Raw genomic sequence first — 16,222 nt, 5'->3', positions numbered from 1 at the left:
AGTCATAGTTCATACGCTTATGGACTATGACTATTAGTTTTCAGTGATACCTAAATCGAGCGTCTCTGGAGATATATCGGCCGCATGAGCAGTTTTTGCTGTCATTGCTTGCATGTGGTGATAACGACAGAGCACTTCGTAGCCGATAACTTCGTTACGATTGGTATCACCAATAACGACTTGTTCGCCCTCAGTGACCATTACCCCATTAACGGTTCGCGCATTATGTGTTGCCCGTTTACCACACCAACACAAAGCCTCAACTTGGAGACGTTCTACCCGATCTGCTAGCTCAAGCATACGAGCTGATCCAGGGAATAAACTGGCCGTGAAATCAGTGGTAATACCGAACCCCCACACACTGATGTGCATTTCATCGACTACCCGCGCTAGTTGATTAATCTGTTCACGACTATAGAACTGAACCTCATCACAAATAATAAAGTCAACACGTTGGCCAGTTTGCCGGGCTGAAACAACGACATTCCAAAAATTAGTATCGTGAGTAACTTCTATGGCATCTGTGACCAGCCCGAGACGTGAGGATAACTTGCCTTCACCAGCTCGATCATTCATCGCAAAAATAATCCCAGTCAGACCACGTTGCTGATAGTTATATGCCATTTGGAGGGCTAACGTAGATTTTCCGCAATCCATTGTGCCTGAAAAAAACACCAGCTCTGCCATCAGATAACCTCCGCAATTAATGGGATCGACATTTCGGTTTGGGTCAACGAACCATGAACCCCAATGAGCCCAATAGCTGTACTTGACTGTACCCGCGAATCAACAAAAACATGTGCGTCACGCGCAAAAACTATCACATCGCCCATTGTTTGCCGTGTGAATTCTCGCACCGGTCCGATAATACCTGAAGCAATAACATCTTGGCGGGTAGCCACCCAAGCACGCTCAGTAAGAAACTCTTGCCACCGGGTAGCAACTTCCTCAGGTTCACGGGTATAAAGATGCACAGCTCGCGGTTCACCAGCAACTACATCAACTCCCCGACGTAACTGCGGTGTCTGCGCTATATCAACCCGGTTCTCCACGTCGATCATTCCGTGATCAGCAGTGATAATAAGTAGCGTGCCTGCTGGCAACATCCGCCTCAATAATCCCACCCCGGCATCGAAACGCTCCAACTCGCTAATCCACGCTTCCGAACACCAGCCAAATTTATGGCCGGCAGCATCAATCTCTCCCCAGTAAAGGTAGGCAAGTTGGGCATCCGTTGCCAAAGCGCGACTGGTAACCCGGATACGGTCTTCTAATGAATGCGCATACAAGTGCCGTGCCCCGCGTAAGGCCGCTACAGACAGCCCCGATCCACAAAACTTCTTTGGCTGAACAGTGACCGTTTTATTTACTTGATCGCCAAGTTTTTCAAACAATGTCGGCTGAGTTTGCCATGATTCAACAGATACTTCAGGATCAGGCCATTTAATCAATGAAAATGTTCGCTCCGTTCCAGGAACCCGCAATGAGTATCCAGTCATCGCCGTTAAACCAGGTTGGCATCCAGTGCCGAAAGCAGTAATCCCTGCGGCAGTAGTTGATGGAACGATAGTAGATATCGCCGTCGTTATCCCAAGAGATCGTAAGTGAGGGGCATGTCCGCGCCGAGCTAACAAGTTTTCAAACCCTAAGCCATCGACCATAACCACACAAGCACGCTCTACTCGAGGCAATTCCAAAAGTTCTCGTGCTTGATGATCACTCCCCAGCCCAACTGCGGCTAATGCTGCCGGTAAAACCCGGTCAAGACGAGCTTGCCCCGGAAGCGTTGCTCCATCAAATATGCTCATAAACGTTGCCCTAGTATGCGAATAATATCGTTGATAAATTCTACCCCAGAGGCGAAATATGATCCGTCGTGACCAGTTTCTAAGAACAACTGAAAATCTTCATTCGTTATCACGCCTAGATAGCCATGGTCATTCATACAGTGCGGATCTTCACAAGCACCGGGTTGCAAATCTTGCGAAAAAGCTGCCCCCCATCGCAACCGCAACAAAACAGAATTGAGCGCGCCATCGTCGTCCCCGTGAAGTTGACGACGACGGATAACATGATGCTCCTTAATAGAATCAAGGCTGACTGATTGCATCGTCGTTACTAGCTCTCCTCGCGTGTCCATTTCATAGCTGGTGTCGGTATAGACCAAAATCAATCGATGATTAGTTACGATAAAAGCAACCACTCGATCATAAACTGAATCCGCATCGAAAATTGTTTCCGGACGAACATAATAAGACTGAACCACATCGCTACCAACGGCATCAACAACATCGTCAATAACAGAAGATCCTTGTGGTAAGAGTGTCAAAAGTGCTGCGGTTAACGCAGTCATCCGATCAGTATTCATCGCTTCTATTGTTCCATATCCGTCACATCCAGTGGGTCTGGAGGTTGCCATTATCACCTCAATTTACCCGTGTGAAATCCCCATATCTTCCTACAAGAAGGAATAATAGAAGAATGGCACATACCCAAACGGAAAACATTACAGATATTGATGTCTCTGCCGAAATGAGAAACTCATTTTTAGAGTACTCATACTCTGTCATATACTCGCGCGCCTTGCCCGATGCGCGCGATGGCCTTAAACCAGTTCAGCGCCGAATACTTTTCCAAATGGATCAGATGGGTTTAAAGCCAGACCGAGGACACGTCAAATCTTCCCGCGTTGTTGGTGATGTGATGGGACGGCTACACCCCCATGGCGATGTTGCCATCTATGATGCGATGGTCCGCTTAGCTCAAGATTTTTCGCTCCGATTACCTTTCGTTGACGGTCATGGAAACTTTGGTTCACCTGACGACGGTCCAGCAGCCCCACGATATACCGAAGTCCGGATGGCACCAGCTGCCTTAGCTATGACTGCCTCTCTCGGCGAAGATGTTGTGGATATGGTGCCTAACTATGACAACACATACTTAGAACCCGAAGTTTTACCAGCGGCTATTCCTAGTTTGTTAGTTAATGGCTCATCGGGTATTGCTGTCGGTATGGCAACAAATATGGCGCCACATAATTTAGTAGAAGTCATCGCCGGAGCACGGTTTTTACTCGATAACCCAGATGCCACTCTCGATGAGTTAATGCGTTATATCCCCGGCCCTGATCTGCCTGATGGGGGGAAAATCGTTGGATTAGATGGAATACGCCAAGCCTACAGTACCGGACGCGGGATCTTCCGCACTCGTGCTACGGCGCATATCGAAAATATTACGCCCCGTAAAAAAGGCATTATTTTTACCGAGCTTCCCTACTTAACCGGCCCGGAAAAAATTATCGAAAAGATTAAAGATGGTGTTTCTTCAAAGAAACTCCAAGGGATCTCTGGAGTTCAAAACTTAACAGATCGCCATCACGGCACACGCCTCGTCGTCGAAGTTAAAAACGCATTTAACCCTGAGGCAGTCCTTGCCGCGCTCTACCAACACACCCCGCTTGAAGAATCTTTTGGGATAAATAATGTTGCCCTAGTTGGTGGACAGCCAAAACTGATGGGTTTGAAGGAAATTCTGGCTGTATTCCTTCAACATCGCCATTCAGTTACAAAACGTCGTTGTGAATATCGATTGCGCAAAGCCCAAGAACGCCTACATCTTGTTGAAGGTCTGCTTATCGCCATCGTCGATATCGACGAAGTTATCGCCGTTATTCGTTCATCTGAGGATTCGGCTACTGCTGCTACTCGACTGATGAGCGTTTTCGATCTTTCCCAAGCTCAAGCAGACTATATTTTAGAGTTGCGTCTTCGACGGCTAACAAAGTTCTCCCAAATTGAACTTGAATCTGAACGCAACACCCTCCAAGAAACCATCGATGAACTTCTAGCTATCCTTGGCTCAGATGATCGGATGCGTCAGCTCATCTCAAGTGAACTAGCTGACGTAGCACGCCAATATGGCACTCCCCGAAGAACAATATTGCTCGAAGCCGATGCAGTTGCACAAACTTCTAAGGCCTCCCCACAAAAGCTAAAAATAGCTGATGATCCCTGCCAAGTTATTCTTTCTGCCACCGGGAAAATTGCTCGAATCGTCGATGGAGAGCCCCTGCGTCGGGAAGGCCCGCGAGCCGCGCATGACGCTATCGCATCAGTCGTCCACACCACTAATCTCAGTGAGATTGGCGTAGTAACAACTGCAGGAAATCTACACCGCCTCAACGTTATCGATGTCCCTGCTATCCCGGATACTCAACATGCACCAAGCTTAGCTGCCGGCACAATGCTCACCGAGCTCCTCTTGCTAGCAAAAAACGAAAAACCACTAGCCTTAGTCAGCCTCACGCACAGTGAATCTTTCTTGACTCTGGCAACGTCTCAAGGAAAAATCAAACGAGTAGTACTTGATCCACCCAATAAGAGTCAGTTTGAAGTTATAACACTTATCGATAATGACTACGTTGTTGGCGCCGAAGTATCACGCGATACCGATGTTATTGTTCTTGTCACCTCAGACGCGCAACTGTTACGCTTCGATGCGCAAGCTGTGCGCCCACAAGGCCGCTCAGGCCAAGGAATCGCGGGGATCCGAGTTGGTGATAACGCCACAGTTATTGCGCTTGGTGTGGTACCTGTGAACGATCTTGCAGGCCATGTAGCAGTCACAATTGCCAGCTCTTCAGACGCCTTACCTGGAACTATGCCGGGTAGCGCAAAAGTCACGCCACTTGATCGTTATCCAGCCAAAGGCCGCGGCACTGGCGGGGTACGAGCACAACGCTTCCTACGAGGCGAAGACGTTTTATCATTAGCATGGATCGGTCAACTCCCGCCACGTGCAGTTGGAGCCGATGGTAAGCCCATCGAGCTTCCCGATGTTGATGAACGACGTGATGCTTCAGGAACAGCCTTGCCTGACGTCGTTGCGGCTATTGGCTAGGGCATTTAAAGCACCAAAGACATCACTTGAGTGCGACCAAGCTCAGAAAAACCGTTGGCGTCAAAAACGTCCATGAAAGCTGATGCTTTCGGATCAGCTACTGCCACGTCAGCAACAACAGAATCGTATCCACTGGCAGCGAAGCGCTCTAAGACAGTGTTGATCATCGCAGAGCCGACTCCAGAATTTCGCCATTGTGCAGATACAACGACTTCATCAATATAGGCCTCTGATTTTTCGCGACCGTCAACCATGCTCACAAAAACTGATGCCAAAAGATAGCCAATGACCCGTGGGCGATCTCCGAATCGATCGATGGCGACAACACACCATTCCCGATCCATATCTTCCAGAAGAAGTGCCCAGGACTCGGCTGTTTGAATATCGAAGAGAGCAGACTCCAAAACGACAAGATTATGCATCCGGCGCACATCTTCGATTAGTTCATCTGTCAATGGGTCAATCGTGACATAGTCAGAAAGCTTTTGAGTAGGCACATGAATATGGGTTTCTCCGCGTACTTGGACAAAAGTCGCTTGCCATACAAATCCTTTATTTTTTGCCAAGTTTAAAACATTTTCATGGTCAGCATCAACGTATAGCAATGCGTGAGCTTGATCGAGAGAATGCGTCTGGGCCAGCTCATGAGCGACACTGACTTGACGTTCTAAAAGTTCAGCCCCTACGCCTTGTGAGCGTTGCTGCGGATGGACAGCTCCTGACAACGTAATCGTGTAGTCTCGAGAACCATCAGCCATAAGACGAGCAAGACCGAAAGCAATAAGCTCTTCGCCTAGCCATGCTCCTTGCGCTCGCCAGTAATGGGTAGAGCCGAAATATGAGGCAACTTCAGCTGCTGACGTACGGATTGGACTCTTATCATATTCTTCAGTCGTTGAGATCAGATGTATTAAGTCATCTACGTGAGCTGCGCTGAGCTCTGACCAGATCCATTGTTTAGTAGTTTTCATTAGATATCAAGAGAATAGACTATCTCACGAAGCACTGGGACAAATCCTGCGTCTTCAAGAGAAGAAGGAATACCTCCATTTTTGTTTACTATCGGAACACTCACACTCGCCACTCCTGCCTCAAAAGCTGGCCCTAAGACACTAAGAACAAGATCTGTACCCACGCCCTCACGGCGTAACGCTCGTTCGATCCCATAGTAGTAAACTCGCAATGCGGAAATTTCTGGAATCTGTTCAGCCAAGGTATAACCAACAAGTTGATGATCTTTAATCAGCAAAAACGAATAGCAATAATCTGCGCGGGCAAGTTTTGCCCGCCATGCTGGTGCTGACATTGGCTGATAACGTTCAAGAGCAAGAATTAACCGGTTATGTAGCCGGCGTAACTCAACATCAACATCTGATGTATAGGCTTGGATAGTATATCCGCGTTGTGCTAAACGCTGGCGAGCCTGTTCGCTCATAGTGACATGGGCCGCCATTGTTGAGGCAGATGCCTGGGTAACGTGAGTAATGGGGGTGTATCCCCCAGCAGCTAATAAACGTCGTCGGCTAGCGTTACGCTCACCGACAATAGCACGGATAGAGACTGGAAGATCGGAAGGGTGCAGCGCCATAAGCTGACGAGCGCGATCATCTTGCCACTCAAGTAATGACCGTCCAATGCCCCGGCCAACCCATTCTGGCCGTACCACAGCAGCAACCTCAGCTTGCAGCTCTGATAGAGGCTGATCGTTAACCCGAACGGAGGCTACTGCTTGTAGTTTACCTTGTACGTCCCAGCCAGAAAGAATATCTGATGATTGCGGCTGTGCGTTAAGTTCGTCAAACCACTGTGAAATGGCACGTTGAGAAGCAGGTGCAATGCCCAATGGTGAATCTTGGACATGCGACATAAGATCAACCACATCATCGAGATCTTCCCGATCTAATGTACGCCATACTAAACCAAGATGTGCTCCTGGTATACGAACGGACTCAGGTGCTTCCAACCGTTGAGCAAACGATCGGCTACGTAACGGAAGCGAAGTAGGCTCGTTCATAGCTTCTAGTGCACTCTCCTAAACATCAATCTGGTCACGTGTAATTTGAGAAGCACCGTCAATAATGAATTCTTTTCGAGGAGCAACATCTGACCCCATCAACAATTCGAATGTTTCTTCAGCGTAACGTAGAGATGCTTCATCTGCCATCGCAATACGACGTAAGGAGCGATGGGTAGGATCCATCGTAGTTTCAGCTAATTGATCCGCATCCATTTCGCCCAATCCCTTATAACGCTGTATTGGCTCTTTATAAGTGCGTTTTGCGCGTTCTAATTTGGCGAGTTCTTGTTTTAGCTGAGCATCTGAATAGGTGTAAATATATTCTCCTTTACGCCGGCCTTGACCACTGACTTCTATTCGATGTAGCGGCGGCACTGCAGCATAAACTCGTCCTGCCTCAACAAGTGGGCGCATGTAACGGAAAAACAGTGTCAGGAGCAAGGTGCGAATATGGGCGCCATCAACGTCCGCATCGGTCATAAAAATAACCTTGCCGTATCGAGCTGCATCTAAATCAAATGTTCGTCCTGAGCCAGCGCCAATGACTTGAATAATCGAGGAAACTTCTTGGTTTTTCAAAATATCTGCTGGCGCGGCTTTTTGCACATTAAGAATTTTTCCGCGGATCGGCAAAAGTGCTTGAAATTCCGAGTTCCTTGCGAGTTTTGCTGTTCCGAGCGCAGAATCGCCTTCGACGATGAACAGTTCGGAACGTTCGACGTCTTCTGATCGGCAGTCGGCAAGTTTGGCTGGCAACGACGAGGTCTCTAAGGCATTCTTTCGGCGTGATATTTCTTTTTGCGTGCGAGCTGCTATTCGAGCACGCATCTCTGCAACAATTTTTTCTAATAACCGTGAGTTTTCAGTTTTCTGGTCTCGCTTTGTTGAAGCTAGAATCGCAGTGAGTTCTGACTCGACGACTTTTGCAACAATAGCGCGAATAGGTGCAGTGCCAAGGATTTCTTTTGTTTGTCCTTCAAACTGTGGCTCTGGGAATCGCACTGCAATTACGGCACTTAGGCCAGCGAGAATATCGTCTTTTTCAATCCGTGGATCACGCGCAGTAACTTTGAGTTGACGCGCTTTTTGCTCGATAGCACTACGTATTACTTTGACTAATCCTTGTTCAAAACCGGCAACATGTGTGCCACCTTTGGGAGTAGCAATAATATTGACAAAAGATTCTTCAATCGTGTCATACCCACTACCCCAGCGTAGTGCAATATCAACGGTACAGGTTCGTTCGGCATCAGTTGCCGTTAAGTGGCCAGACTTTTTATCAAGAACTTGAACAGTCTCATTGAAAGAGCCTTCGCCGGTAAGATGCATTGTTGATGTGACCGCCGGGTCACTAGCTAGGTATTCAACGAAGTCCACTACCCCACCGTCATATTTAAAGACTTCTTCAACTACATCTTCTCTACGCGCATCTTGAACACGGATGAGTAGACCCGGAACTAAAAATGCTTTTTCTCGCACGCGTTCAATAAGAGCATCATACGAAAATTCTGAATCGGCGGGAAAAATCTGCGGATCATACCAGTACCGTACCCGCGTACCAGTCGTCTTTTTTGCAACTTTTCCAGTCACTCGTAGACTTGATTCTTCGGTTGCTGGAGTGAAGGGAGCATCTGGTCGTGGCTCACCGTTATCTGCAAACGTTCCGGGCTCACCACGTTGGAAGGAAATCTCGTGGACTTTACCGTTGCGGTTTACTGCCACATCTAGACGTTGTGATAATGCATTAACTACTGAGGCACCGACGCCATGTAGACCGCCGGAAGACGAATATGAGCCACCACCGAATTTTCCACCAGCGTGGAGTTTAGTATAAACAACCTCAACGCCAGAAGCTCCTGTTCCCGGTACTTCATCGACTGGAATACCCCGGCCATCGTCACTGACTTCAACAGATTTATCGCTGTGAAGCGTAATGGAGATAGTTGACGCGTAACCTTCAGTTGCTTCATCGACTGCATTATCGATAATCTCCCAGGCACAGTGCATAAGTCCACGCGAATCCGTGGAACCAATGTACATTCCAGGACGTTTCCGGACAGCTTCAAGTCCTTCAAGGACAGACAAATGACGAGCGGTATATTCTTCTTTACTATGCAGCACGATTGTTATTCTAGCGGTTATTCACTCTCACATAGGGCAAGGCACGTGCGAAGTTGATCGCACGTGCCTTGCCCTATGTCTTTTTATCGAGCTACTTTTTCGGATTCATCAACGATTGACAACGCGACTTCACTAAGCTTGGCATTGTACTTGCGCGCGTGATGCGCACAAAACATAAGCGAGCCAGCGGCCATATCTACACGAACGTAGGCTTGGGCTCCGCAGGCATCACATCGATCTGCGGCCGTGAAGGTAGTGCGTGTTGTTTCTTCAATTAATGTTGTCATGTTCCCTATGATGTCATGTATACGTCGAGCTTTCACCTATAACTAGACAACTTTCGCGTCAGGCAAAATCATCGTAGTGTTAGGCGAGGAGGGGAAAGAACATGCCGTATGCAGCTATTGATGTAGAAACAACCGGACTTGATCCGACAACCGATAGGATCATTGAAGTTGGCGTGGCCGTTTTGGATGACTCCTTAGCTCTGGAAACAACATTCCATACTTTAGTTAATCCTGCCCGGCCTGTTTCTGCACAGCATATACACCATATAAGTGACGAGATGCTATCTAACGCCCCCTTTTTTACAGACATTATCGGATCGCTTATCGGAATTCTCGATGGGCATATTCTTGTTGCGCATAATGCACCATTCGATCTTGGATTCCTTAACGCTGAACTCACTCGTGCAGCTACGCCGTATTCTTTCTTACGTGAAAATGCAGTATGCACAATGGATCAATCTCGAATTTATTGTTCGGACGGATCCCACTCCTTGCTTGGTCTAGCTGGTCGGCTGGGAATTGAAACGCCGGTCGCACATCGCGCACTAGCTGATGCTTTAACGTGTTCAGAACTATTTCAGTTTTATTTCGCAGCGGAAGAATCTGGCCAACGAATTGCTGATTATGCACGTAATCGTCAGGGCAATGTCATTTTGCCTGCAGAATGGAAACGGGCATGCCCCTGGCATGCCCGTTTCAGCACAAATTAAGGTGTTATTTTAGTCGAGGTAGTCACGCAGAACTTGGGAACGCGATGGGTGGCGTAACTTCGACATCGTCTTTGATTCAATCTGACGGATTCGTTCACGCGTAACACCGTAGACTTTACCAATTTCATCCAGTGTCTTTGGCTGGCCATCAGTAAGGCCGAAACGCATCGACACAACACCGGCTTCGCGTTCAGATAACGTATCAAGAACTTGATGAAGTTGTTCTTGCAAAAGAGTAAAACCAACTGCATCAGCAGGCACAACCGCTTCTGAATCCTCAATAAGATCACCAAATTCAGAATCCCCATCTTCACCGAGCGGGGTATGAAGTGAAATTGGTTCACGACCGTACTTTTGAACTTCAATCACTTTTTCTTCAGTCATATCAAGTTCATGCGCAAGTTCTTCCACAGTTGGTTCGCGCCCAAGATCTTGAAGCATCTGGCGTTGTACACGGGCGAGCTTATTAATGACTTCAACCATGTGAACCGGAATACGAATTGTTCGAGCTTGATCAGCCATCGCGCGAGTAATTGCTTGACGGATCCACCAAGTCGCATAAGTTGAGAACTTGTATCCCTTTGCGTAGTCAAATTTTTCAACTGCGCGCACTAAACCAAGGTTTCCTTCTTGGATAAGATCGAGGAAAAGCATGCCCCGCCCGGTATAACGCTTAGCCAAGGATACAACTAGACGTAAATTTGCTTCCAATAAATGGTTTTTCGCTTTTTGACCGTCTCTGGAAATAATTTCAAGTTCCCGCCGATGGCGAACATCCTCGATCTCGGTGGTATCTAGAATATGCTGTGCAAAAAGGCCAGCTTCAATACGCTTAGCAAGTTCAACTTCTTCTTCGGCGTTTAACAACGCAACTTTACCAATTTGCTTGAGATAATCCTTGACAGGATCAGCGGTTGCGCCAGCAACATGGACTCGTTGAACAGGTTCATCAGTATCATCAGAGTCACGAACAATGAATGCACCAGAACGTTTCGCTGTTGTTTCTTTAACAGTTTCTTGTTCCTCGTCTTCGTCGATTTCTTCAGCGCTTGAAGCGGTCACGTCAGGATCTTCGTCGTCAACTTCTTCATCAGCAACATCGAGATCTTCTACTTCTAGATCCACATCTTCTTCTTCGAGAGCTTCGGGCTCATCTGGTGTTTGAAGATCATCATCGAGTTCCTCAGCACTTTCAGATTCGCCATCAAGTGTTGATGAATCAGCTGGAGAAGCTATTTTTGTGTCCGCATTTTTCACAGACACTTTTGAGGAAGTAGCTTTTGTTGCTGACTTATTTGTTTTAGTAGCCTGTTGTGTCTCTTCATTTGCCGCAGCCGTGCTGTCCTTTAACGTATCTGCAGCGTATTCGGCGATCTGGTCAATGTATGTTGCCTTGACAGCTTTCGAAGGTATGGACAGGCCCAGATCTGAGGCAATTTTTTTCAGTTCAGGCACCCGATACTTAGCAAGCTCCGATGTATCTAAATACTTTTGGAGATTTTCAGAGGGACGGGAAGAAACAGCCACGTGATACCTTTCGTACGGAGGCAAAAGCCGATAAGCTTTTACATTATAGCCCGAGCACAGCATATAGTTCGCATCAGGCACGCTAATAGAACGTCATTTGTTCTTAAAATATTCTATGAAACAATGACTTTTATTTGTATCTAAGCCATTAGCTAGGGTCAGGTGTTGATTACATCTCGCATAATCAACACTTCACAGGGAGCATCAACCAAAAGTTTTTGGACTTGAGTTCCAAGTTGATACGAACCGTGTGACGGTTTCGGGGCTAGCGATGTAATGATAAGAACAGCATTGTGTTCCAGCGCCGTTTCACGAATCGTCGTTGCTAAATCAGTGTCATCTAAGCGTGTAATGATCTCGAATGCAACATCTGCCTGTTCCAACTTATCCGTTAGCGTATCAACATCATAATCAATCTGCTCTTGCGAATACTGAGTTAATGAACGTGACAGTAGAACAATAAGCGTCATATCGTGGTCTTGCGCAAAAGCTATCCCGCGCTGGAGAATAGCTTCATACCGTTCTTGCTGTCCAATAGGCACAATAACGCTCATATGCTCCCTCACCCCTACCAATATATTAAATACTACTCGTCTCCTGAAAATCTACACGCTAACTAATTTTTTTCACAATTTCCAACCAGATTTGTGACTACTTCATCCATGGCGGCATAATACGAGCTCCAAGAATGGCGGTTATTAGATTAGCCATCCGATATGACGAGTCAGAGCAGAGCGACATTTTCGCTGCAGTAGAAGCAGATTGGGTTTCACCTAACCACCAGTATATGTAGGCGATTGTGCCATACGCGCATGGGGAATCATCTGCGGAAAAGCTTCCACAGGCATTGAGAACTCTAATAGCTTGCCGTGCCCGCTGGATAACTTCTTCATTCATAGATGCTTGCCGCATGAATGAATAGCAGTTCTCCCACTCAACATCTTCTTGTATCTTCTTCCCAGTAACAACCCACAATAGGATGCGATCGCGGATTTCGGCATCGTGCAATGCCGCATTAAGTTTACCTATCCGATCTGTACCTCCAAGAAAATGAACAGTACGATGAGGCAGTAAATCAGGAAAATCAACCTGCACTTTCTTTAATGTATTAGCCCATAAAAGGCGCCCGTGGACATCATCGGGATCATCCCGATAACGCTTTTCTGCATCGCTACTAAGTTTTCGACGTCGAAATGCGACGCGCCCCCATATGCCCTCGGCAGGCTCATTTTCTTCGAGCATCAGCTCACAAGCGAGCGGCGTTTCCAAGAGACGAGAGTAAGGGGCTAATTGTCCTACGGAGGTCAATACACCTGTTTTAAGAGTAAGTTCTCCCCATTTTTGCCGATCGGTATAGAAAGTTGTTATCTCCGTTGTCAATAAGTGTGGAGACTGCTCAATTAACACACAAAGTTCACGGAGAATCGACGCTACACGTGTTCGTTGGACAGATTCTTCATTGTGTAGCTCATGTTCAGTAGTCAGCCAACACAGACACACACGATCTGGGTGAGTATCTACGAAAAAATCCGCTAAGTCGCTCGCAACATGATGCACAGCATTATCAAGAGCGAGATCAACACGCGCAATTGCGGTAATCATATACCCCTCGGTTTGATCTGCGATCGCGCACACAAGTAGCACGCCAGCGGCATCCGTTCGCAGCATTCGAGGTGCAAGTACTAGGCTTTCAGCTAGGCTTTTCATCAGTGGTCTTTTCATACTTCTAGTCAATCAATTTCCCCACCTACGTAGCTGTCCTACTCCCAAGTCTGTGGAAAGAACATAAAGTAGCCTTGATTGTGGACAACCCGGTAGTCTTTTACTATGGTCTTTTCTAATTTTCGCGATGCAGTATCTGCTCGTTTAATAGCATTACTTACTGCGACTCCGTCGTTTATTGAAGATCCGCGTGGTAAGGAACTCTTTGCTGAGTTTATTGAACCTGCTCAGTTACTGAGCTCAGGCGGTAAGCGAATCCGGGCACTATGTGTAGCTGGTGGTTATCAAACCATTGCCCCCACTGCACGCGAACTCCCTTTGCCAGCTGCAGTTGCAGTTGAGCTATATCAAGCTTCGGCGCTTGTCCATGATGACATTATTGATGCTGCTGATACTCGGCGTGGCATTAGCTCAGCGCATCGACTTTTTGAACGCGTCCACAATACTCATAGTTTTACCGGTCAACAAGAAACCTTTGGGCACCATGCCGGTTTACTGTTGGGAGATTATTTACTTTCATTAGCGGGAGAAGAATTTGCAAGGCAAGACGCTACTGACCACGCTTATCGGCGAGCAACCAGTCTTTTTCATGCAATGAGTGCTGAAACAGCATTTGGCCAATACATGGATATGCGGGCGGAATTTACTGCCGTTGAGAATAATTTTCAAGGCGCAATAACCGACGCTTTTTTGGTGCTCCTACACAAATCTGCCCGATATTCCATCGAATTACCCGTACTCCTCGGAGCCGCGCTGGCGGGGGCGAATGACGCAGATCTGGCCCAGCTTTCTCTCGTAACTCGACCGCTGGGCGAAGCATTCCAACTCCGCGACGACGAATTAGGTATTTTCGGCGAGCCGTCGATTACCGGAAAACCGGCCGGTAGTGATATTACCGAAGGTAAACGCACCGTTTTGTTGGCGTTAACTCGTTCGTTATGTTCGCCTACCGAACGCGCTTTTATCGACGATCACCTTGGCCAATCGCTAAACAACACAGAAGTCGCCAAGATTAAAGAAATCATCCATTCTTCTGGCGCATATCAACAGCATGAGAAACTAATTAGCGAACGGGAAGATCGAGCACTAGCACAGATGCCAGAAAATGCCGGGATCTTACGTCAACTAGCAACTGAACTCATGGATCGTCGCTTCTAAAAGACGACGACGAAAAGTTAGAACGCTAAACCGATAATAATCCGACGAACTGCGTGAATATTACCAGAATGCAAAGCGGCTAGCGGAGTCATTTCCAGCTCAGGTTCATCTCGCAGTAACCAATCAAGAGCTTCGTTGTCTGTGAAACCAGCGTCATGAAGAGCTACAACAGTCCCATGAAGTGCAGGTAGTATCTGGATCTTTCCATCTTCCTCTACCAATTGTTCACAATGAATTGCCAGAGCATTATGTTGCCCACGCCGAACAGCGATGAGCTCATGGCGATCGAGCGCAGCACGCACATCGCGTTGTTGAAGATTTAAAATATCGGCTACTTCAGGAATAGATAGCCATTCGCCGTACGCACATACATTATTCACGCGCCAATGATAGCTCACATATTGAAAAAAGAGTGGCGACACGCTGAACATTCCACTAAGCTCAATTATAACAATTTCATCAACAACATCATCTTTAACATTTGTAACAGATGTGTTATTTCTGGAGGATTTATGTCCACGTGGATGTCGCGATCAAACGCCGCGCTCGCAACTGCAACTGCGGTCACCCTTTTATCACCAACCGTTGCTTCAGCTGCTCAGGCGCAACCGGCAACCACACCACAAAAATCACCTATTCAGGAAAATAAATCTCCACAAACGCTAACCATGACATATCAAGTACGCACAGGCGATACTGTCTGGGGCATTTCGCAACGTACCGGCATACCTATGGCAGACATTATTCGTACTAATAATCTTGACTCGACTGCACTTATTCGCATCGGACAACGCCTACTATTACCAGTCCAGTCCCCAGTCATTAAAGATATCACTCCAGTAACACATGCCGCTCCAAAGACAACCCCAGCACCGTCCTCAACTACTTACACGGTTCAATCTGGAGATACCTTGGGAGCTATCGCACACAAGTTAGGTACCACCGTCGCCCACCTAGTTGCCGCAAACAATATTTCAAACCCAAATCTTATTTACCCCGGCCAACAACTCTCCATCAACGCAACTCCAGCCCCAGCCCCAGCACCAGCCCCGGCTCCAACCCCAGCTCCAGCACCTGCAGCAACCCCAGCACCGTCCTCAACTACTTACACGGTTCAATCTGGAGATACCTTGGGAGCTATCGCACACAAGTTAGGTACCACCGTCGCCCACCTAGTTGCCGCAAACAATATTTCAAACCCAAATCTTATTTACCCCGGCCAACAACTCTCCATCAACGCAACTCCAGCACCAACACCAACACTTCAAACCCAAATATCTACTAAAAAACGACTCGTGGAAAATAACTTCCCTGGATATACCTACGCAGATGAAGTTGTGGACGCCGCCAATGACAATAAAAATGTGCTCATCAACCAAACTCTGCCCTCTCGTGAAGAAATGCAACGCATTATTCGCCAGACCGCAGCTCAGATGGGCGTTGACCCACGCCTTGCTTTAGCACATGCCTATATCGAATCTGGCTTCGATGCAAGCGCTGTATCACCCGCCAATGCTATCGGCACCATGCAGGTTATCCCTTCCTCAGGTTCATGGGCAGGAACGATGGTTGGACGCGAACTCAACCTCCTTGATCCGCATGATAACGTCGTTGCTGGCATAGCTATTATTCGCTACTTGCATAATAACGCTGACAACTTCGACCAAGCTGTTGCTGGTTACTATCAAGGGCTCGGTGGCGTCAAACGCTATGGCATGCGTCCAGACACCGTTGCATATGTAGCAAAAATAAAAGCTGCCATGGCTCGGTTCTAAGAGCAT

General features: G+C 47.4%; 15 protein-coding genes. 4 read left to right on the top strand and 11 right to left on the bottom strand.

Annotated elements, in window-relative coordinates; genetic code table 11:
* Positions 1-33: 33 nt before the first annotated feature.
* From HC352_RS03665 to HC352_RS03655, 3 genes are read right to left on the bottom strand one after another with little or no spacing between them, the layout of a single operon-like run.
* Complete coding sequence (locus HC352_RS03665; RefSeq protein WP_168917630.1) at positions 34-687, bottom strand: thymidine kinase; 654 nt, start codon at positions 685-687, stop codon at positions 34-36.
* Positions 687-1,808: an alkaline phosphatase family protein gene (locus HC352_RS03660; RefSeq protein WP_168917629.1), complete on the bottom strand. Its 1,122-nt coding sequence runs from the start codon at positions 1,806-1,808 to the stop codon at positions 687-689. Before HC352_RS03660 ends, HC352_RS03665 begins: the two co-directional genes overlap by 1 nt.
* Positions 1,805-2,419, bottom strand: a complete 615-nt coding sequence (locus tag HC352_RS03655) for a DUF5998 family protein (protein ID WP_168917628.1) — start codon at positions 2,417-2,419, stop codon at positions 1,805-1,807. The genes HC352_RS03660 and HC352_RS03655 overlap by 4 nt, the downstream gene beginning before the upstream one ends.
* 62 nt (positions 2,420-2,481) lie before the next feature.
* Here HC352_RS03655 and HC352_RS03650 point away from each other — a divergent pair, with 62 nt between their 5' ends.
* Positions 2,482-4,899, top strand: coding sequence for a DNA gyrase/topoisomerase IV subunit A (locus HC352_RS03650; protein ID WP_168917627.1), 2,418 nt, complete (start codon positions 2,482-2,484; stop codon positions 4,897-4,899).
* Between the two features lie 5 nt (positions 4,900-4,904).
* Here the strand turns inward: HC352_RS03650 and HC352_RS03645 are convergent, their stop codons facing one another.
* The 4 genes from HC352_RS03645 to HC352_RS03630 all read right to left on the bottom strand — a co-directional run bounded on the left by HC352_RS03645 (position 4,905) and on the right by HC352_RS03630 (position 9,324).
* Positions 4,905-5,870, bottom strand: coding sequence for a GNAT family N-acetyltransferase (locus tag HC352_RS03645; RefSeq protein ID WP_168917626.1), 966 nt, complete (start codon positions 5,868-5,870; stop codon positions 4,905-4,907).
* A complete protein-coding gene (locus HC352_RS03640) occupies positions 5,870-6,913 on the bottom strand; it encodes a GNAT family N-acetyltransferase (protein ID WP_168917625.1) in 1,044 nt (347 codons plus the stop codon). Before HC352_RS03640 ends, HC352_RS03645 begins: the two co-directional genes overlap by 1 nt.
* A gap of 18 nt (positions 6,914-6,931) precedes the next feature.
* Positions 6,932-9,037 carry a DNA gyrase/topoisomerase IV subunit B gene (locus HC352_RS03635; protein WP_211080711.1) on the bottom strand — a complete coding sequence of 702 codons (2,106 nt, stop codon included), beginning with the start codon at positions 9,035-9,037 and terminating at the stop codon, positions 6,932-6,934.
* Positions 9,038-9,120: 83 nt separating this feature from the next.
* On the bottom strand, positions 9,121-9,324 hold the full coding sequence (locus HC352_RS03630; protein ID WP_168917624.1) for a DUF7455 domain-containing protein: 204 nt from the start codon (positions 9,322-9,324) through the stop codon (positions 9,121-9,123).
* 101 nt (positions 9,325-9,425) lie between these two features.
* Here HC352_RS03630 and HC352_RS03625 point away from each other — a divergent pair, with 101 nt between their 5' ends.
* Positions 9,426-10,034, top strand: a complete 609-nt coding sequence (locus tag HC352_RS03625) for a 3'-5' exonuclease (RefSeq protein WP_168917623.1) — start codon at positions 9,426-9,428, stop codon at positions 10,032-10,034.
* A gap of 9 nt (positions 10,035-10,043) precedes the next feature.
* Here HC352_RS03625 and HC352_RS03620 read toward each other — a convergent pair whose 3' ends face one another.
* The 3 genes from HC352_RS03620 to HC352_RS03610 form a co-directional block, all read right to left on the bottom strand.
* Positions 10,044-11,561, bottom strand: coding sequence for an RNA polymerase sigma factor (locus HC352_RS03620; RefSeq protein ID WP_168917622.1), 1,518 nt, complete (start codon positions 11,559-11,561; stop codon positions 10,044-10,046).
* Positions 11,562-11,719: 158 nt separating this feature from the next.
* Entirely contained in the window at positions 11,720-12,115 is a 396-nt protein-coding gene (locus tag HC352_RS03615) for a universal stress protein (RefSeq protein ID WP_168917621.1), read from the bottom strand.
* Positions 12,116-12,212: 97 nt separating this feature from the next.
* Entirely contained in the window at positions 12,213-13,268 is a 1,056-nt protein-coding gene (locus HC352_RS03610; RefSeq protein ID WP_211080710.1) for a DUF4192 family protein, read from the bottom strand.
* A gap of 120 nt (positions 13,269-13,388) precedes the next feature.
* Here HC352_RS03610 and HC352_RS03605 point away from each other — a divergent pair, with 120 nt between their 5' ends.
* Positions 13,389-14,441, top strand: coding sequence for a polyprenyl synthetase family protein (locus tag HC352_RS03605; protein WP_168917619.1), 1,053 nt, complete (start codon positions 13,389-13,391; stop codon positions 14,439-14,441).
* Positions 14,442-14,458: 17 nt separating this feature from the next.
* Here HC352_RS03605 and HC352_RS03600 read toward each other — a convergent pair whose 3' ends face one another.
* Complete coding sequence (locus tag HC352_RS03600) at positions 14,459-14,821, bottom strand: Rv2175c family DNA-binding protein (protein ID WP_247645226.1); 363 nt, start codon at positions 14,819-14,821, stop codon at positions 14,459-14,461.
* 132 nt (positions 14,822-14,953) lie between these two features.
* Between HC352_RS03600 and HC352_RS03595 the strand changes: the two genes are divergently transcribed.
* A complete protein-coding gene (locus tag HC352_RS03595) occupies positions 14,954-16,216 on the top strand; it encodes a lytic transglycosylase domain-containing protein (protein ID WP_168917617.1) in 1,263 nt (420 codons plus the stop codon).
* Positions 16,217-16,222 lie beyond the last annotated feature (6 nt).

Origin of the sequence: Arcanobacterium buesumense (genome assembly GCF_012563545.1) — a bacterium.
Taxonomy (GTDB): Bacteria; Actinomycetota; Actinomycetes; order Actinomycetales; family Actinomycetaceae; genus Arcanobacterium; species Arcanobacterium buesumense.
Note: the sequence above shows the minus strand (reverse complement) of the source record. Positions and strands in the feature narration are given on the sequence as shown.